This is a genomic window from Sphingobacterium pedocola (assembly GCF_015209965.1).
GTDB classification, from domain to species: domain Bacteria; phylum Bacteroidota; class Bacteroidia; order Sphingobacteriales; family Sphingobacteriaceae; genus Sphingobacterium; species Sphingobacterium pedocola.
In genome coordinates this window covers 201,031-218,825 of the sequence record NZ_MU158693.1, presented here as the reverse complement: position 1 = coordinate 218,825, position 17,795 = coordinate 201,031, and the positions used below count along the sequence as shown (strand labels likewise).

General features: G+C 38.7%; 19 protein-coding genes. 6 read left to right on the top strand and 13 right to left on the bottom strand.

Annotated elements, in window-relative coordinates; all coding sequences use genetic code 11:
• Positions 1-134: 134 nt before the first annotated feature.
• From C4F40_RS20575 to C4F40_RS20565, 4 genes are all read right to left on the bottom strand, one after another.
• Positions 135-1,685, bottom strand: a complete 1,551-nt coding sequence (locus tag C4F40_RS20575) for a CocE/NonD family hydrolase (RefSeq protein ID WP_313785887.1) — start codon at positions 1,683-1,685, stop codon at positions 135-137.
• Positions 1,682-1,999 carry a CocE/NonD family hydrolase gene (locus tag C4F40_RS21710; protein WP_313785886.1) on the bottom strand — a complete coding sequence of 106 codons (318 nt, stop codon included), beginning with the start codon at positions 1,997-1,999 and terminating at the stop codon, positions 1,682-1,684. The genes C4F40_RS20575 and C4F40_RS21710 overlap by 4 nt, the downstream gene beginning before the upstream one ends.
• A gap of 136 nt (positions 2,000-2,135) precedes the next feature.
• The gene (sucD, locus tag C4F40_RS20570; RefSeq protein WP_196941306.1) at positions 2,136-3,008 is read right to left on the bottom strand and encodes a succinate--CoA ligase subunit alpha; all 873 of its coding nucleotides are present in this window, start codon (positions 3,006-3,008) and stop codon (positions 2,136-2,138) included.
• 83 nt (positions 3,009-3,091) lie between these two features.
• Positions 3,092-3,622 carry an RNA methyltransferase gene (locus C4F40_RS20565; protein ID WP_196941305.1) on the bottom strand — a complete coding sequence of 177 codons (531 nt, stop codon included), beginning with the start codon at positions 3,620-3,622 and terminating at the stop codon, positions 3,092-3,094.
• A 192-nt stretch (positions 3,623-3,814) separates the two neighbouring features.
• Here C4F40_RS20565 and rpsT point away from each other — a divergent pair, with 192 nt between their 5' ends.
• Entirely contained in the window at positions 3,815-4,069 is a 255-nt protein-coding gene (rpsT, locus tag C4F40_RS20560; RefSeq protein WP_136903277.1) for a 30S ribosomal protein S20, read from the top strand.
• 104 nt (positions 4,070-4,173) lie between these two features.
• On the opposite strand, the gene C4F40_RS20555 is transcribed toward rpsT, so the two are convergent.
• Positions 4,174-4,992 carry a 3-keto-disaccharide hydrolase gene (locus C4F40_RS20555; RefSeq protein ID WP_196941304.1) on the bottom strand — a complete coding sequence of 273 codons (819 nt, stop codon included), beginning with the start codon at positions 4,990-4,992 and terminating at the stop codon, positions 4,174-4,176.
• A gap of 45 nt (positions 4,993-5,037) precedes the next feature.
• A complete protein-coding gene (locus C4F40_RS20550; RefSeq protein ID WP_196941303.1) occupies positions 5,038-5,850 on the bottom strand; it encodes a helix-turn-helix domain-containing protein in 813 nt (270 codons plus the stop codon).
• A gap of 221 nt (positions 5,851-6,071) precedes the next feature.
• On the opposite strand from C4F40_RS20550, the gene C4F40_RS20545 reads away from it, so the two are divergent.
• Positions 6,072-7,562 (top strand): succinate CoA transferase, encoded by a 1,491-nt coding sequence (locus C4F40_RS20545; RefSeq protein ID WP_196941302.1) that lies wholly within the window; start codon positions 6,072-6,074, stop codon positions 7,560-7,562.
• A 1-nt stretch (position 7,563) separates the two neighbouring features.
• Here C4F40_RS20545 and gldG read toward each other — a convergent pair whose 3' ends face one another.
• The 6 genes from gldG to C4F40_RS20515 all read right to left on the bottom strand — a co-directional run bounded on the left by gldG (position 7,564) and on the right by C4F40_RS20515 (position 13,709).
• Positions 7,564-9,963, bottom strand: a complete 2,400-nt coding sequence (gene gldG / locus C4F40_RS20540; RefSeq protein WP_196941301.1) for a gliding motility-associated ABC transporter substrate-binding protein GldG — start codon at positions 9,961-9,963, stop codon at positions 7,564-7,566.
• A 112-nt stretch (positions 9,964-10,075) separates the two neighbouring features.
• A complete protein-coding gene (locus tag C4F40_RS20535) occupies positions 10,076-10,654 on the bottom strand; it encodes a hypothetical protein (protein WP_196941300.1) in 579 nt (192 codons plus the stop codon).
• Between the two features lie 50 nt (positions 10,655-10,704).
• Positions 10,705-11,415 (bottom strand): ATP-binding cassette domain-containing protein, encoded by a 711-nt coding sequence (locus tag C4F40_RS20530; protein ID WP_196941299.1) that lies wholly within the window; start codon positions 11,413-11,415, stop codon positions 10,705-10,707.
• Between the two features lie 4 nt (positions 11,416-11,419).
• Positions 11,420-11,950, bottom strand: a complete 531-nt coding sequence (locus C4F40_RS20525) for a shikimate kinase (protein WP_196941298.1) — start codon at positions 11,948-11,950, stop codon at positions 11,420-11,422.
• Position 11,951: 1 nt separating this feature from the next.
• The gene (locus C4F40_RS20520; protein ID WP_196941297.1) at positions 11,952-13,157 is read right to left on the bottom strand and encodes a BT_3928 family protein; all 1,206 of its coding nucleotides are present in this window, start codon (positions 13,155-13,157) and stop codon (positions 11,952-11,954) included.
• A 6-nt stretch (positions 13,158-13,163) separates the two neighbouring features.
• Complete coding sequence (locus C4F40_RS20515; protein WP_196941296.1) at positions 13,164-13,709, bottom strand: DUF1599 domain-containing protein; 546 nt, start codon at positions 13,707-13,709, stop codon at positions 13,164-13,166.
• Positions 13,710-14,049: 340 nt separating this feature from the next.
• Between C4F40_RS20515 and C4F40_RS20510 the strand changes: the two genes are divergently transcribed.
• The 4 genes from C4F40_RS20510 (at position 14,050) to cysM (ending at position 16,959) form a co-directional block, all read left to right on the top strand.
• A complete protein-coding gene (locus C4F40_RS20510; RefSeq protein WP_196941295.1) occupies positions 14,050-14,847 on the top strand; it encodes a HipA family kinase in 798 nt (265 codons plus the stop codon).
• Complete coding sequence (locus C4F40_RS20505) at positions 14,825-15,208, top strand: DUF3037 domain-containing protein (RefSeq protein ID WP_196941294.1); 384 nt, start codon at positions 14,825-14,827, stop codon at positions 15,206-15,208. Before C4F40_RS20510 ends, C4F40_RS20505 begins: the two co-directional genes overlap by 23 nt.
• Before the next feature lie 69 nt (positions 15,209-15,277).
• Entirely contained in the window at positions 15,278-16,087 is an 810-nt protein-coding gene (gene epsC / locus C4F40_RS20500; RefSeq protein WP_196941293.1) for a serine O-acetyltransferase EpsC, read from the top strand.
• Positions 16,087-16,959 carry a cysteine synthase CysM gene (gene cysM, locus C4F40_RS20495; RefSeq protein ID WP_196941292.1) on the top strand — a complete coding sequence of 291 codons (873 nt, stop codon included), beginning with the start codon at positions 16,087-16,089 and terminating at the stop codon, positions 16,957-16,959. Before epsC ends, cysM begins: the two co-directional genes overlap by 1 nt.
• Before the next feature lie 75 nt (positions 16,960-17,034).
• On the opposite strand, the gene C4F40_RS20490 is transcribed toward cysM, so the two are convergent.
• Positions 17,035-17,727 carry a hypothetical protein gene (locus C4F40_RS20490; RefSeq protein WP_196941291.1) on the bottom strand — a complete coding sequence of 231 codons (693 nt, stop codon included), beginning with the start codon at positions 17,725-17,727 and terminating at the stop codon, positions 17,035-17,037.
• Between the last annotated feature and the right edge of the window lie 68 nt (positions 17,728-17,795).

Genomic DNA, 17,795 nt, shown 5'->3' with positions numbered 1-17,795 from the left:
CAGCAAGGGCTCTTTTTTTTTGCCCCTGTATTTAATTTAACCCGGAAGTTTTTTGTAACTTCTTGCAAAATTGGCTATTATCTATTGTGAGGAGTGACATAAGTCCTCAAATGATTAATCCTTAGTGTATTTTTCTAGGGATTCAGTATTGAAAATCCAATTACACTTCTATTATCTTGATCGAAATATAAGCGATGTGTGTTTGGCTTGAAATCTTCGGGTTCAGCTTTATAGATGTCCATAAATTGATTTGGATTTCTGTCTACTAGTGGAAACCAACTGTGCTGTATTTGGATCATCAATTTATGACCTTTTTTGAAGGTATGTGCTACATCCGGCAATTTGATATTAACACTGGTAATTTCATCCGGATTGAATGGCTCCGGATTACTATAGCTATTTCTGAATTTTCCTCTTAGAACTTCACCTCTTACCAGCATTTGATAACCAGACATAACAGTCTTTTCGGATAAATGAGATGTGGCATGGCTCGTATCGGGATAAACATCAATTACTTTTACGACAAAATCTGCATCTGTTCCTGTCATTGACACCTTTAAATCGGCGGTAACAGGACCAACAATAGTCAGATCTTCTGCCAATGGCTCCGTTTCAAATACGATTACATCTGGTCTATTCGAGGTGAAACGTTGATCATCAATCATATATTCCCTCGTTCGATCGGTAATTATACCTTCCTGAAATGGAACGGGTTTAGCCGGATCGGAGTAATATTGGATGTAGCTCTGCTGCGATTTATTTTCCTGCTTGTCTAATTTTCCATTTGGAAGCAAAAATAATTGGGTAGATGTCACTTCTTTCGGAGGCCATTGTCCAAATTTTTTCCATTCATTAGATCCCGATACATATACAGTAGCTTCGGCGGGCTTGAAATCACCTTTTCCTTTCAAATGGTACTCGAAGAAAGGCAGTTCTATGTTTTTTTGATAATATTGACTTGTTTTCTCACCGAATCGAACATCTCCAAAGCTATCACCTTCCGATCTTACCCAACCTCCGTGGTACCATGGGCCAATAACTAGTATATTATTATTGTTAATATTTTGTTTTTCGATGGCCTTATAGGTTTCAAAGGTGCCGTAAACGTCCTCTGCATCAAAAGTACCCCCTACAACCATTACAGCGGGTTTTACAGAATTGAGGTGATTGGTGATTGTTCTATTCATCCAAAATGTGTCGAGAGTTGGATGTTTAGCTAGGTCATCCCAGAATTTTACTGTATGATTTAGATATTTCGCTTTAAGAACCTTTAGTGTTGGGTTTTCCAAAAAGAATTTGTAGTAATCTTTGGAAAGTAATTCGAATCCTTTGGGACTGTTTATATTTGTAATAGGCTGAGGTCGTTGCGCATCAAAGGTGTACATAAATCTGAATGCATCCATCAAGAAAAGGGCTCCTCCGTGATGGAAGTCATCGCCTATAAACCAATCGGTAACGGGGGCTTGTGGGGAAACTGCTTTTAAAGCGGGATGAGAGTTGATCAGAGATGTTGTAGCATAGAACCCTGGATAGGATATACCATACATACCTACATTACCATTATTTTCTTTTAGATTCTTAACCAACCAGTCAATGGTATCATATGTATCCGTGCTTTCGTCTATTTTAAGGCCGTTTTCAATCGTACCGGTTGGCCTGATGTTTTCAAACGTACCTTCACTCATCCACTTACCGCGTACATCTTGATAGACAAAATATAGCAGGCTTTTGTCATTTCTGCGAAATTTCCTAGGTATCTTTTCATTTTTTCTATTCCGTAAGGTGCAACGGTGTAGGGTGTCCGATTTAATAAAATGGGATACTTTTGTGCCTTATCTTTTGGGATATAGATGGAAGTAAATAAACGCACGCTATCTCGCATCGGAATGTATTGTTCAATCTTTGTGTAGTTGTTTTTGACGTATTCCTCATCGATCTCCTGCGCGTAACTGATAATGGCGAGAAGACAATATAATGCGGTAAAGAGAGATCTATTCATAACGGCGAATTTGGAATTATTTAATGATCAAGTGAAATTAAATAAAAATTGTCTTATGAAAGAACAGATAAAAATTCAAAACATAAAAAAAGCTCGAAATTATTTCGAGCTTTTTTTATATTAATAAAGGAGTAGTTTATTTTGCTAGTTCTTCAGCGATTGCCTTTCCAATCTCAGCAGGAGATTCTACCACACGAATACCGCATTCTGCCATGATCTTCATTTTCGCTGCGGCAGTATCATCTGCACCACCAACGATTGCACCAGCGTGTCCCATACGACGTCCCGGAGGCGCGGTTTGTCCTGCGATGAAGCCAACTACTGGTTTTGTACCATACTCTTTAATCCAACGCGCTGCTTCTGCTTCCATTCCACCGCCGATTTCGCCAATCATAATGATAGCTTCAGTTTCTGGATCATTCATTAGCAGTTCTACAGCTTCTTTCGTGGTAGTACCGATAATAGGGTCGCCACCAATACCTATAGCTGTCGTAATACCCAGTCCCGCTTTTACGGTTTGATCAACAGCCTCGTACGTCAATGTACCCGATTTAGAAACCACACCTACATTACCTTTTTTGAAGATAAATCCTGGCATGATACCAATTTTAGCTTCTTCAGCAGTAATAATGCCCGGACAGTTGGGGCCAATTAAACGAGAGTTTTTATCACTTAAATATGATTTTACCTGAATCATATCCTTCGTAGGAATACCTTCAGTAATACATACAATTACTTCAATACCTGCAGCTGCAGCCTCCATAATAGCGTCGGCAGCGAAAGCAGGAGGTACGAATATGATAGAAACGTTAGCACCAGTTTTGTCTACGGCATCTTGTACAGAATTGAATACAGGACGATCGAGATGGGTTTGACCTCCCTTGCCAGGAGTCACACCTCCAACAACTTGTGTTCCGTACTCAATCATTTGACTTGCGTGGTAAGTACCTTCGGTTCCTGTAAAACCTTGCACGATAACTTTAGAATCTTTATTGACTAATACACTCATTTGTTCTGATTTTTTGCATAGCAAATCTACCATTTTGCATTGACTTTCGAAAATTTGCTTGCGTATAAATACCAAAATAATTATTAAAATTTTATTTTAGTTACAAAATCCCACAGCACCATTCCGATCGTTACGGATACATTAAAAGAATGCTTCGTTCCGAATTGCGGAATTTCAATGCACGCATCTATTACTTCCATAATCTCCTCGCTTATACCATTTACTTCATTGCCAAATACCAGCGCATATTTTTCTGCTGTGATGGGTTTAAAATTGTTTAACATGATGCTTCCTTCTGCTTGTTCAATGGCAATAATTTTATAGCCCTGCTCCTTTAAGCCTCTTATCGCCTGCAGGCTTTCTTTCTGATAGGACCATTGGACAGATTGTGTTGCCCCTAGTGCTGTTTTTTCGATTTCACGGTGCGGCGGCGTGGCTGTGATACCACAAAGAAAAATCTGTTCTATGGCAAATCCATCAGCTGTTCGAAATGACGATCCTACATTATGCATACTACGTACATTGTCTAACACGATAGTAATTCGTATTTTCTCCTGATTTTTGAAGGTTTCTAGATCTGTACGATTCAACTGATCCATCGATAATTTTTGCATATCTTCAAATTAAAAAATCAAAAGTAAAGATTATCTTTGATGAGCTTGCTAAAGCTCCGTTAAAAAATCAAAAATGGACTTGTTAAAGAGAAATTAAAATAAACTTTAAAATAGATTTTGAATAATGGAATTAACTCGTTATTTTTGCAGTCCGAAATATAGTAAAAAAGAAAATAAAATTAGCTAAGAGAAATGGCAAATCATAAATCAGCGATCAAAAGAATTAGAGCTAACGCTGCGAAGCGTCTAAGAAACCGTTACCAAGCAAAAACAACGCGTAACGCAATTAAGAAATTACGTACTACTACTTCTGCAGAGGAAGCACAAGCATTACTACCTCGTGTAATTTCAATGCTTGATCGTTTGGCTAAGAAGAACGTAATTCACAAGAAAAAAGCTTCTAACAACAAATCTAAATTGACTAAATTAGTTAATAAATTAGGTTAATTTTTTAGACATAAAGCAAGAAAAGGGATGTATTAATTTACATCCCTTTTCTTGTTTATTCGTGAATCAGTAAAGATCTACTGATAAGGTTCCGGTCAATACAGCTATTTAATGACCTTTTGGATAATATTATTCAACTTTTCTGGATTGTTTTTGTAGGGCGATAGATCGTATAATTCGACTTTTCTAAAATCGATGGGATGACTCTCACTCTGCAGGTAAATATAACCTTCTGTTAATGCTTTTCCATCTGGTTTTGCATTTTTGTCAAAGTCAGATACATTGCCGCCTCCAATTTGAGGCTTCGTGTATTCCAATACAGTTTTTCCTTCCAATACATGTCGTATAATAGAGTCTCCCAATACAACGAACTCAGCTGTTACCCACTGGTCGCCATGGTAAGTGTTGGAGGTAGAACTAGTGCAGTGTGGCGTAAAAAGTTCATTCATGTAGTATACATTGGTACCTGGAGTACATAGGTTTGAAGTAGTGCGCTCAGCTGTGCCATCACCACCCAGAAACTGTCCTTCTATCGAAATCGGAAAATCTTGATCTTTTAACATAGTTTGTGGAGATTGCCCATGAAGCATTGCCCCACTATTGCGCCATGCCCAGCCTTCGCCGCCTTTTGCTTGTTCGCCCACAAACCGATATTCGACACGGAGTATATAATGACCAAATGGTTTATTATAGGCTATGTGTCCATATTGCTGATTGAAATTATCATACCCATCATATCTTACTTTTAATAATCCGTCTTCTACACGAAAAGTTTGAGCATAATTTTCACCGGTTTCGTGAAGTCTGATTTTTGCTGTCCAATCGTTCATATCCTTTCCATTAAAAAGTTGGATAGGAAGAGGTATTGCTACGTTTGGATGATCAACACGGGAGTTCGTTCCGTATGATATGGTTGATAACATAAATAGGCTTAGTATTATGGAGTTTAATTTCATGTTGATAAAAGGTTATATTAAGGTGTTTTTATTTTTTACGTAATCACTGGGTCTCACGCCAATGATTTTATTGAATGTATTGCTGAATGTGGGTAAGCTACTATACCCTACTTCTAACGCGACCTCATTGATGCTTAATTTGTCATCTAGTAGAAGTTTTAACGCCGTTAACATCCTTAAGATTGTATAGTACTGGATGAAAGACATGTTCAGTTCATTTTGGAATAAACGGGCTAACGTGCGCTCACTAAGATCAAATTTCGTAGCTAGTGTTTTAAAGCTGATATTTTCAGAAATGTTAGCTTCCAAGAATGCAACGATATCTTTTAATGCGTCATGTCGTGGGTAAGGTAAGGCCAATGGAAGTTTGGAACTTGAAAGTTCAGGTAATACGAGCTTAAAGGCTTTTGCAATGGTGTATTTGATTTCATCTGCTGGGAATATATTACCGTTCCAACGGTTCGTGAACATAATAAGTTCAATCAAAAGATCATTTACAGGGTATATATTAATTTTATCATAGAAATCTGTATCTGTATCAAATATTGGGAAATAGAGGTTGCGCATAACCACATTTGGAGAACTTGGATGGATGCTGTGCTTAATGCCCGGTGGGATCCATATATAATGTCTTGCAGGTAGAAAATATGATTTTTGGGATGTTTTCAGAAATACGACTCCTCCTTCTGTATATAGGAATTGACCTTTCTTGTGCTTGTGTTCGGTAATCACGCTGTCCCCCAAAAGCGCATGATGACAATATATACTATCTTCGACGGCATCTACTTCAGTTATGTAATATTTATTTACATATTCCTTTTGCATAAATCCTTATATTAATCTCTAAATCTCCTTAATTTTAGCCAGAAAACCAAAAAAGTAGGGGATTATTAAGAGGTTAAGGCTAAGGAGGTTCCGTTCATTAAGTAATTGTCTTGTTTGAATAAAATGCTAAGCATAATAATTGTTAATATTGTAGATCATTTTTATCGTCGGGATAGATACCTTATTGATAAGAAATTAATCATAAAATATTGAACCATAAAATGGCATACGAAAGAATACGTTTAGAAAGTTTAAAAGATAAAGTAATGACTGCTGAGCAGGCAGCTCTTCTTATTAATAACGGTATGGTTGTGGGCTCGAGCGGCTTTACAAAAGCAGGTGATAGTAAAGTGGTCCTTCCGGCATTTGCAGCGCGTGCAAAAAGTGAGAATTTAAAAATAACATTAATGACCGGTGCGTCATTAGGTCATGATACAGATGGTAAATTGGCGGAAGCTGGCGCTTTGTCTAAACGTATGCCCTTTCAAGTGGATCGCGCTTTACGTAGTAAAATAAATACTGGAGAAGTACTTTTTATCGACCAGCATTTAAGCGAAAGTGCAGAATTGCTGCATAACAAAAACTTACCTCCTGTTGACATTGCTGTGATAGAAGTGGCTTATATAGACCGGGATGGAAGTATTGTTCCGACTACTTCGGTAGGTAACTCCGTTACATTTGCTGCACTGGCGAAACAAGTTATTTTGGAAATTAATACCGCTGTATCTGAAGAGGTGTATGGTATTCACGATATTTATCAGGCGGAGGATTATCCATATCGTAATGTTATCCCTATTGTAGCACCTTGGAATAAGATCGGTCGTAAAACGATTCCATTAGATCCCAGCAAGGTTGTTGGTATCGTATTTACAGATATGTTGGATAGTCCAGCCGATATTGCACCCGCTGATCCGAAAACCACGGCTATTGCAAAACATATTTTGGAATTTTTTGAAAATGAGGTTCTTCTCGGTCATTTAACGGATCGTCTCCTGCCGATACAGGCGGGGATCGGTAAAGTAGCGAATGCGGTATTAATGGGATTTAAAGATAGTAACTTTTACGATCTTACGATGTTTTCGGAGGTACTACAGGATAGTACATTTGATTTAATCGACGCGGGTAAATTAAGTTTTGCTTCAGCTTCTTCAGTTACCGTTTCGAAAGACTGCTATCAACGTGTATTTGGCAACTTGCAAAAATACAGAGATAAGTTTGTTTTAAGACCTCAGAATATTTCCAACACACCGGGGCTGATCAGACGTTTGGGAGTTATTGCGATTAATACGGCGATTGAATTTGATATTTATGGTAACGTAAACTCTACACACATTTCGGGCTCAAAAATAATGAATGGCATAGGTGGATCTGGAGATTTTGCGCGTAATGCATACCTAAGTATTTTTGTGACGCAAGCGGCTTCAAAAGAAAATGCAATTTCGCACGTCTTGCCGATGGTATCACATGTGGACCATACCGAGCACGATGTAGATATTTTGGTTACAGATATTGGATTAGCTGATCTAAGAGGTTTAGCACCTCGTGAACGCGCACAAAAGATTATTGACAACTGTGTGCATCCCGATTATAGGGAACAGCTTCAATCGTATTTTGACCGCGCCAGTGAACGTGGAGGACATACCCCGCATTTATTGGAGGAAGCCTTTAGTTGGCATCTACGACTAATGGATGCGGGGTCGATGAAAAAATAGGTTATGTATATTTCCTCTTGCGTATGTATTGTTGAACGAAGCCGATGACGAACAAGAGAAGGAGGGGAAGCACGATGTTAGTCACCTGCCATTCCAATTTTTCGTCCTTTACTTTGGCTTGGTCGAGTAAGCGAAGCTTGACATCTCTATTTCGTAACGAAATCAAGCTTTCTTCATTCATGAGGTAATCAACGATATTTTCTAAGAATATTTTGTTGGCAAATTGTTGTTCCGTATAACGATCCCAACCCAACGGATAAGGAGATTGATCTTTTGTATTTACTTGATTTATTAACCAATCCCCATCGGAGATTACAAGCATTTTCGCGGGATTCGAGGTATTCGATAGATCGACCGGCGACATGATACCGGATGGGGCAGGGCGATTTTCAAAGATATAAGGGAACTTTCCGGAAAGTAGTACAGCAACAGGCTCGGGTTTTGTCCGGAATTTAGTAGGGTCAGGCTGTTCTTCCACCATTTGTAAGGATAGCGTAGCAGGTGTGTTAAGTATGCGGGTAAAAGGGGAGGTTTGCAAAATCACTTCTTTTTTTATTCCTGCAGTCGCAATGGTATCTATGGTGCCGATAAATTCAGTGTGTATCCCATCTAAATTTCTCACGACTGGATGTGTGTTGGTCGGCATGATAATCGGAAAGAAATACCAAGGTGCGAGTTCGATTTGTGCTTTTCCACCAATATTTCCAACGGATAAAGGGATCTGCCCGCAGTTTAGATCGGCTACCATGTTATAGTTTAACCGGGCGCCGTATAGGAAAAGTTGATCATCTATATTTAGTTGTCTCCCTATTAGAGGTTGGCTACCTTTTGATCTTAGGTTTTCAAGACTGGCGTCGAGCTGATCGACAGCCCAAATGACATTTCCTCCGTGGCGGATAAAAAAATCTAATTTGTACTTTTCACTTTCCGAAAAAGGTTGAGTAGGCTTAGCTATGATAATAACCTGTATTTGCTTCAATCCGCTAAAATCTATTGAATCCAAATTAATTCTTCCTACTTGGTTTCCCGTCATTAGGGTATGCATGGCATCGTATAACTCCAAATCAGTAGGTTCGCCATGTCCTTCGGTAAACCCAATATAGGAGGTTTTTCGCTCAATAACTTTTTTAATCGCTGAAGCGAAAGCATATTCCAGGTTTTGAATGGAATTATTTAATACCTGTTCAGGATCTGCGCCCGTTTTATTTTGAAGCAGGTCTACATTGACCTCCAACTCTTCCGTATTGACAATAGCAGCAGGAAAAATGAGTTTTTGAGAGAATCCGCTTTCAGATTTAACGCTTAAATTGGTGGGATACAACCCTCGGTTTATCAACGCTTGTGTATATTCCTGTTGCTGGTTTTGATCCCCTTCCAATGGGTCAACCAGATTTATTTTAATACGTCCATTAGAATAGGCTCTTAGGTCGGAGGCCATGTCAATGGCCGCGAGACGTAACTGCTGGAATCCACTGGGTAAGTCCCCGCCTAAAAAAATCGTAATGTAAACCTCTTTGTCTAAGCTTTTGACAAGGTCTTTCGAGGTTTCTGTGAGCGTAAAACGTTTGTCTTCGGTAAAGTCTAATCGGTCGAATTGATTATAAAAAAAGGATTGATTTAGGAGTAGGAGGATGACAACCACTGTCAAATAAGCCGTGAAAGTTTTTTTTCTCGTATTGAAAAACCTACCCAGATGACCGATGGAAAACGTCAGAAACAAAACAGAAAAACTAACGAAATAAATAAAATCTTTTGCTGTCAAAACTCCTCTACTAATGGCATCGTAATGGGATTGTATGCCGGCATTCTTTAGGCTGTCGGCAATTGCGGTAAAAACGGTCAGCTGAGCTATGGCCGTAATACCGTAGTAAGCAACGAAACAGAGAAGTGCCGAAACTAAGAAGGCTACAATGGGATTTTGTGTAAGCGATGAACAGAAAATACTTAATGCTACAAAGGTACTGGAAAGTAATATTAAGCCTAGATAAGAGCCGATAGTTGCTCCCAAATCAATATTACCTTTCGGAAACGCAAGTAAATAGATTGTAACTGCGTATACTAATGTTGGTAATATCGCTAGTGTAACAATGGTTAAACTGCCCAAATATTTTCCCAAAACAATTTGTTTCAATGAAATGGGTCTACTCAAGAGCAATTCGTAGGTGCCATCCGCTTTTTCTCCAGCAATACTTCGCATGGTGATAGCGGGAACCAAAAATAAGAGTAAATAAGGAGCAATTGAAAAAAAGCCTTCTAACGATGCATAACCTGTCTCTAAAATAGAAGAATCTGGAAAAAACCATAGTACAAGGCCGGTCAAAAGAAGGAACATCCCAATGGCTAAATATCCGATGAGCGAATTAAAATAACTTGCTATCTCTTTTTTATAAATGCTAAACAATACTCTTTCTTTTTAATTTGCTTCGAAAATAGGAAAATGATCGCGCTAAAGCAAGAGAGCACAAATCCTCGCGATCTGTGCTCTCTCAAGTTGTAAAAAATTAAGCATGTTTTTATCTATTTCCCGGCAAGTAAATCTGGAAACCAATCCCAACTCCTAATCCGGTCTGTTTTTCACTTATATTGACATTTGCCTTTGAATAATTATACCCTAAAGTTGCTTCGAGCGCGACGGTCTGCGTGATAAAATGTGCATAACCTACGTTTGCACCTAACGCAAGCCCTACATTACTACCGGCGCTACTTCCTGCAATACCCACATTTCCGTGCGCGAAAAACCTTCCAGTTGAACTCGCACCCTCTGGAAAATAATAGCGTATAAAAGGAGCTACTCCATAAGTCCACTCATTGTCGGTATCAGGGATAGTTTTAAGACCGAGATTGACTTCTGCTCCCAAAGCGATTCCATCAGAAATAAAATATCCGGCTCTAGGCTGGATGGCAGCATTGAAGGACTCGGCTTCGAAACTATAACCGATGTTGCCAATGGATCCGCCGACCATCCAATTTCCTGCTTTTATAGGAGTAAGACCTACATTTGCCGAACTCTGGGGAGTCGTGTTAATTTGTTGCGCGCCTGCGAGGGAAATAATACCGATAGCAATAGCCAATGATAGTAAATATTTTTTCATGTCTTTGTTCTTTTTAGTTAGCTTATAAACAACAGGTAGAAAAAAAAGTTTTAGTGGTGGGTAAGTTGAACGAAAATTTCCTCCATACTTTGATTGGGAAATTTTGTAGCGGCATTAGATTTAAGGAAATGATCTTTTAATATTCCCCTATCAAGAATAATGATTTCATCACATAGGATCTCTACTTCTTGCATAATATGCGTAGATAACAGCACGGTTTTATTTTTGCTCAACTCTTTAATAAGCGCCCTTATCTCAAGTATTTGATTAGGATCTAGTCCAGATGTAGGCTCGTCTAAAATTAAAATTCGAGGATCGTGTATAATAGCCATTGCAAGACCAACACGTTGTCTGTATCCTTTCGATAGCTGATTCACGCGCTTATGCTGTTCTTTTGTTAGGCCCGTGAGCGATATTACTTCTTGGATTCGGTTTTTAGGATGGAGTATACCATGCAAATTGGCTTCAAACGTTAATATTTCTTGAACGTACATATCCAGATATAACGGATTATTCTCGGGAAGATAACCAATTATTTTCTTCGCTTTGATGGGGTCAAGGTGTATATTGATGCCATTGATAAGACATTCTCCCTGATCAAAAGGAAGAATACCTGATAAAATTTTCATTGTTGTAGATTTTCCTGCCCCATTCGGGCCAAGAAAACCAATGATATGATTGGATTGAGTTTCAAAACTTATCGATGCCAATGCTTTCTGGCTACCGTAAGTTTTTATGAGATTTTTTACCTGAATGGACATACGCTTAATATTGGATATCCTCGCCCTGATGTTGATGTATAAGATCTATTATTTCTTCCAAAGGAGTGTGGATTTGCTCAAACTTGATATGAGCTTGCTCGTAATATCCTTTTCTTTCTTGAAGTTTGCTTTCAATGAATGCTAACAAGCTTTCGTTTGACAATCCTTTTAACACTGGGCGTTTATTGACGTCGGATTGACTTAGTCTAGCGTAAAGTGATTTTGGTGTATGATAGAGATATAAAGAAAGTCCGTTGTGTTTTATCCACTCCATATTGTCGTAGAAACAAGGTGTTCCTCCTCCCGTCGAAATTACAGCATCCTTACCGAACTGCTTCTTTAAGAACTGACTTTCCAATTCGCGGAATCGCTGCTCTCCGTGTAGTGCAAAATATTCAGGAATAGACATTTCAATATGTGCGACGATGTCGTGATCGAGATCAATAAATGGAATGTGCAGCGCTTGAGCGATTTTCTTGCCCCAAGTTGTCTTCCCGCTTCCCATAAAGCCTACTAAAAATATTGGTTTTCCCATATTATTGACCTTGGAAATAAGTTTTTTCTAAATTTTCTTTGTCCGGAAATGACTGCTTAGACCATTTGTTTATCACTACGCCATTTTGTAGCAATAATACCCCGGGATTGGATCTCACCATACTTTTTAGCGGCACAGCATCAGCATAAAAGATCTCCAGTACCAGATCCAATTGATCATTTAAGTAGTTGCTGTCACTAGAAGAACTTGATGTTAGTAATGTGGCTCTAATATTGTAATCTTTGGAAAGGTCTCGTATGGTTTCATTAATCTTATCCAAGGCAAGGAAATCCGTGGGCGACAATTTTGTTACATCTGTACTTACTACTACAAAATTGTAATAGGGGTTTGTGACGATTTCCTGAGTTACATTATTCCCTTCTGCATCAGAAATATTCAGATCAGGGATTGCTACTTGATACCCTTTTTTTATTAGCCTAGATTCCGGTTCTCCAACAATTTCCCAGTTTTCATCTTCCCATATTTTTTCGTCCATATATACCTTATCGGTTACCTTCTTATTTTCGCCTGTAGTTTTATTTTTTATGGAGTAGATATGTTCGTATTCATCTTGCGGTGCGTCTTCTGGAATCTCCATGAGTTTTGGGATATTGTTGCCCACTTTGTAAGGTAAGAAGTCAATGAAAGGTAAAAAATAAACGGTATAGATGCCTAATCCGAAGGAAGCAACGATAATCAAAAATGTGGCTAAATTACGGGAGAAACTGTTTTGAATGAATGGCTTTAGTTGCGCTCTGTACACAAATATATAGAGTATAAAAGCCAACAGGATAAGGTCTTTTATAAAAGATTGCCATGGAGTAAGTGGAATGGCATCTCCAAAGCATCCGCAGGATGTCACGACTTCAAAAAAAGCCGAATAAAACGTTAAAAATGTAAAAAAAATAATTAAAAGCAATAATCCCCAGGCTACTTTTTTTCCGGAAATCCCAAGTACTAATAATGCGCCTAGAATAATTTCCAATGCACAAATAATCACAGCAATCCACGTACTGTAATCATTGAGAAAATTCATGTGAAATACATGAAAATATTCCTGCAATTTAAAACCAAATCCCATGGGGTCATTGGCTTTGATTAATCCAGAAAAAATAAAAAGCAGACCTACGAATAACCGTGATATCCAAAGTAGGATATTGGGTTTTTCGGATCTGGTGTTGTAAGCAGTGTAATATGAATTTGACATTTCCTTCTAATTTTGTTCAGCTAATCCTAATTTTATTAACGCAAAAACGGCATAATTTAGCATGTCTTGATAATTGGCTTTCAGACCTTCTGATACTAAGGTCTGACCATCATTGTCTTCTATTTGTTTGACACGATGGATTTTCATCAAAATGAGATCTGTCATGGACGAAGTACGCATATCACGCCACGCTTCGCCATAATCATGGTTTTTGGCGAACATTAAGTCTCGCGTCTCACTAACTTTTTCGTTGTACTGTTGAGCCACCCATCTTGAATCGAGGTTTTCATTTCCATCCTCACCAAGCTCAAGCTGCATTAACGCAATAACACAATAATTAATGATGCCTACATACTCATCTATGATGCCTTCACCTACTTTGGATACCTTTTTTATTTCCAACGTCCGTATACGCTGTGCTTTGATATAGAGCTGATCTGTGATCGATGAAAGTCGTAAGATACGCCAAGCTGTGCCATAATCTTTGGTTTTTTTGATAAATAAATCTTGACAATAGTTTATTACACTATTGTATTCCGTAGTCGTGTCCATATAATTTTATATTGCTATTTACGCAAAGCATTGACGCAAAATTAGATAAAATGCTTTGCATTCACGAAAGCCTAATAGAAAAATACGACGTGTAATTTGCTGTTTATGCAATTATAAACGCGTTTAAATATACTGTCGGAGCCAGAAATATTGTATAGAAGGGCATAAATTTCAAGAAAAGGAATAATTATATTACTTTAGATAAATAAATAGCGCATAATTCAGTACAATAGATTGCCTCGAAATGGAACGCCTTATTTGAAAACAGAACTTGCTTTTGCAAAATTATTGAAAATATCAGGAGATCCTTGTCAGGGGGCTTCTTGACTTTACTTGTAAGATGAAGATAGAAAAACCAGAAATACGACACGTAAACATCATCCGTTATATACAACCTTTCCGAGAGGGAGGTTCACTTCCTGCTTTAGTGGATGCCGATGACGGGTTTAGTTATGTCATTAAATTCAGAGGTGCTGGGCAGGGCAAAAAAGCCTTAATAGCTGAATTGATCGGAGGAGAATTGGCTCGATATCTGGGTTTACGAATGCCAGAAATGGTATTTGCTGAGTTGGATGAATCGTTTGGCCGCACGGAGCCAGATGAAGAAATCCAAGATTTATTGAAATTTTCTGTGGGTAAGAACCTAGGGGTACATTTTCTGAGCGGTGCGATCACTTTCGATGCCAATGTAGATGTTGTTAGTGAGGAGGAAGCATCAAAAATTGTATGGCTAGATGCGCTGTTGATGAATGTCGATCGTACTCCTCGTAATACGAATATGTTGATTTGGCATAAAGAGCTGTGGTTGATAGACCATGGAGCTTCGCTGTATTTTCATCACTCGTGGGACAATTGGGAAGAACAGGCCTTGAAACCGTTTATTCAAATAAAAGACCATGTTTTACTAAAAAATGCCTCGCAAGTGAGGAGGATAGATGAAGAATATACACCATTGTTTACAAAAGAGCATATTCATAATATATTGGCTATTATACCTGATGAATGGTTATTGCAAGAAGGACGCCACATTTCGCCAGAAGAATCTCGAGCGATATATACTGAGTTTTTTATGCGTAGAATTGCCCATTCCCAAAATTTTATAAAACAGATAGAACATGAACGAGAGAACCGTATATGAGTATGCCATAGTGCGGGTGGTCCCTCGGGTTGAGCGAGAGGAGTTTGTAAATGTCGGAGTAGCACTGTACTGTAGGAAACAACGGTATGCTCATGTAAAGGTTTACGTAGATGCATCCAAGTGTATCGCGTTGGATGCTACGATAGACTTAGAACTGATTCATCGTCATTTGGAGTCATTCGTAAAAATATGTGCAGGAGAAAAAGAAGCTGGGAAAATTGCCGAATTGGATCAGACTGAACGGTTTCGTTGGCTCACCGCAAAAAGGAGTACAATTATCCAGTCTTCACCGGCTCATCCTGGTCTCTGTTATTCGGCAGAAGAAACTCATCAGGAATTATTTGAAAAATTAGTTCTATAGGCTTGATAGATCTTATCGAAAGGATTGTTACCTTTGATTATCTAGAGAAGTATATGTCTAGCAAACACTATGAAAGATTTTTATAATCACTTATATCAAAAGCAACTCGAAGTCCAGGATATGCCGAGCAACAGACGTATTGCCGAGTGGGCCACGCATGTGCTTCATTTGTTGTTTCCGGAGCGAAATTCGAAAAGTTTCCAAAGTGTGGAAGAAATAAAATTAGCTTTTGAACAGGCGGAAGTTGAATTATTTGAGCTCCTGCTGAAAACCAAAGCGTGCTCACACTGTGATAATCGAAACGTCGCCGTAGTTTTTTTTGTGGAATTGCCGAAGATTTATGCGCGTATGTTGACGGATGCTCAAGCAATAATGGATGGTGATCCGGCTGCACGTAGTATCCGGGAAGTGATCCGAACCTATCCAGGATTCACTGCTATCTGTATGTATCGTATAGCACACCAGCTTTGGACATTAGGTGTACCTTTAATTCCGCGGATTTTAACAGAGCATGCACATTCCAAGACGGGGATAGATATTCATCCAGGTGCAAAGATTGGCGAATATTTATATATAGATCACGGTACAGGGCTTGTAATCGGGGAGACCTGTATCATAGGAAACCATGTGAAATTGTATCAAGGTGTTACCTTGGGCGCGCTGAGTGTTGCAAAATCAATGGTGGATACGCAGAGACATCCCATTATAGAAGATGATGTGATTATCTATGCAGGGGCAACTATTTTGGGTGGAGAAACAGTTATCGGACATCATTCTGTTATCGGTGGTAATGTTTGGCTTACCAATAGCGTAGAACCCTATACCACCGTATATCATTTACCCAATTCAAAATTTATTGACTCAAAACCACTTGTATAATGGGAAATATAATCGATTCTATAGGAAACACACCTTTAGTAGAAATCACCTCGTTTCATTCCAATCCGAATGTAAAAATTTATGCAAAAATGGAAGGCAATAATCCGGCAGGATCGGTAAAAGATCGTGCAGCATTAAATATGATTCGTTCAGCTTTAGAAAGAGGAGAGATCTCAACCGATACCAAGCTTATTGAAGCAACGAGTGGCAACACGGGTATCGCATTGGCAATGATTGCGGGTATGTACGATTTGAGTTTAGAATTGGTTATGCCATCGACTTCTACTCGCGAGCGAACATTGACGATGGAGGCCTTTGGAGCCAAAGTGACCTTGTTAGATACAATGGAAATCTGTCGGGATTATGCAGAAGAAAAGGCAGCGACAGGAGAATATTTTATCCTAAATCAATTTTCTAATCCAGATAATTATAAGGCACATATCAAAACTACCGGTCCTGAGATCTGGCGCGATACACAAGGTAAAATAACACATTTTGTTAGCGCAATGGGTACTACAGGTACCATAATGGGGAATTCCATTTTTTTGAAAGATAAAAATCCGGCAATCCAGATTATAGGATGTCAGCCTACGGAAGAATCTTCTATTCCGGGGATTAGAAGATGGCCTAAGGCATATTTACCAAAAATATTTGATGCGTCGAGAGTAGACAAGATCATCGATATTTCCCAACACGATGCGACCGAAAAAGCACGGGAGCTAGCAAAAAGGGAAGGTATATTTTCAGGTATGAGTACAGGAGGTGCTTTCCATGCTGCGTTGCAGGTCGCAAATGAAATTGAGGAGGGGGTGATTGTATTCATTTCCTGCGATCGGGGAGATCGGTATTTAAGCTCCGATTTGTTCGGTTAGATCTCAAATTATATATTTTAAATAAGAGGTTAAGGATTTTGGTAACCTCTTATTTAGCTCGAGATCGATTGGAAATTACTCTCTACTCCAAATCTCGTATAACGGTTCTCCTTTTGAACTGTTTCCCGAATGATGCCATTCGTTCTCTTTGATTTCTCCTTTGAAATTTAAATGATTGCCTACACGTGAGTTGTCGCGAGAGAAGAACAGTAAGTGTTCGGTATATTGCTGGTCTTTGTGTACGTAATGGCCACCGCCCGTTCCATAGAATCCTTTTACAGCGGGATTGATGGCAACCCATTGAAAATAGCCATCCACCAGAATTTTTATTGTTTTTCGGTCTCCCCGTTGTATCGTACTTATTTCATTTCCCTGTTTTCGGCCACTGATCCGCCATACACCATCAAGATCTTGGGATTTGGCGGGTTGTTTTTTAAAAAGAACTCCCTTATCGTTTTTTAGATCAGAACCTTCTAATAGTATATGTAATTCCTGTGTTTTTCCTACTTCACTGCTGTCTTTGTCACTGTATTCCAATATGAGGGATAAAGTTTTTCCATCATATTGATAGGGGCCTCCCTTTGTAGACATGTATGCGTTGTCTTTATAAACGATCTGCGAACTGTAACCGTCTGCAAAAAGCCACAGGGTATTTATGTCTGATGTCTTAGCATGGTATACTCCATTTAGGGACGATGATGGTTGGGAAAAAACAGAATTTGCAAAAAGGATATGGATCGTTAAAATAATTGTATGTAGTGCTTTCATGTTTCTAATCTGTTAGTATTGTTGAAGATATGTAAAAATTCTCAATTGGTATTTCTGTCGAATCTTCG

Bases quoted from the DNA above. Each gene is read 5' to 3' on its own strand.
- rpsT (WP_136903277.1), top strand. From the start codon at position 3,815: ATGGCAAATCATAAATCAGCGATCAAAAGAATTAGAGCTAACGCTGCG.
- C4F40_RS20520 (WP_196941297.1), bottom strand. From the start codon at position 13,157: ATGTCAAATTCATATTACACTGCTTACAACACCAGATCCGAAAAACCC.
- C4F40_RS20575 (WP_313785887.1), bottom strand. From the start codon at position 1,685: ATGAGTGAAGGTACGTTTGAAAACATCAGGCCAACCGGTACGATTGAA.
- C4F40_RS20535 (WP_196941300.1), bottom strand. From the start codon at position 10,654: ATGAAAAAATATTTACTATCATTGGCTATTGCTATCGGTATTATTTCC.
- C4F40_RS20515 (WP_196941296.1), bottom strand. From the start codon at position 13,709: ATGGACACGACTACGGAATACAATAGTGTAATAAACTATTGTCAAGAT.
- C4F40_RS20510 (WP_196941295.1), top strand. From the start codon at position 14,050: ATGAAGATAGAAAAACCAGAAATACGACACGTAAACATCATCCGTTAT.
- cysM (WP_196941292.1), top strand. From the start codon at position 16,087: ATGGGAAATATAATCGATTCTATAGGAAACACACCTTTAGTAGAAATC.
- epsC (WP_196941293.1), top strand. From the start codon at position 15,278: ATGAAAGATTTTTATAATCACTTATATCAAAAGCAACTCGAAGTCCAG.
- C4F40_RS20530 (WP_196941299.1), bottom strand. From the start codon at position 11,415: ATGTCCATTCAGGTAAAAAATCTCATAAAAACTTACGGTAGCCAGAAA.
- C4F40_RS20545 (WP_196941302.1), top strand. From the start codon at position 6,072: ATGGCATACGAAAGAATACGTTTAGAAAGTTTAAAAGATAAAGTAATG.
- C4F40_RS20525 (WP_196941298.1), bottom strand. From the start codon at position 11,950: ATGGGAAAACCAATATTTTTAGTAGGCTTTATGGGAAGCGGGAAGACA.
- C4F40_RS20490 (WP_196941291.1), bottom strand. From the start codon at position 17,727: ATGAAAGCACTACATACAATTATTTTAACGATCCATATCCTTTTTGCA.
- C4F40_RS20550 (WP_196941303.1), bottom strand. From the start codon at position 5,850: ATGCAAAAGGAATATGTAAATAAATATTACATAACTGAAGTAGATGCC.
- C4F40_RS20505 (WP_196941294.1), top strand. From the start codon at position 14,825: ATGAACGAGAGAACCGTATATGAGTATGCCATAGTGCGGGTGGTCCCT.
- sucD (WP_196941306.1), bottom strand. From the start codon at position 3,008: ATGAGTGTATTAGTCAATAAAGATTCTAAAGTTATCGTGCAAGGTTTT.
- C4F40_RS20565 (WP_196941305.1), bottom strand. From the start codon at position 3,622: ATGCAAAAATTATCGATGGATCAGTTGAATCGTACAGATCTAGAAACC.
- C4F40_RS20555 (WP_196941304.1), bottom strand. From the start codon at position 4,992: ATGTTATCAACCATATCATACGGAACGAACTCCCGTGTTGATCATCCA.
- C4F40_RS21710 (WP_313785886.1), bottom strand. From the start codon at position 1,999: ATGAATAGATCTCTCTTTACCGCATTATATTGTCTTCTCGCCATTATC.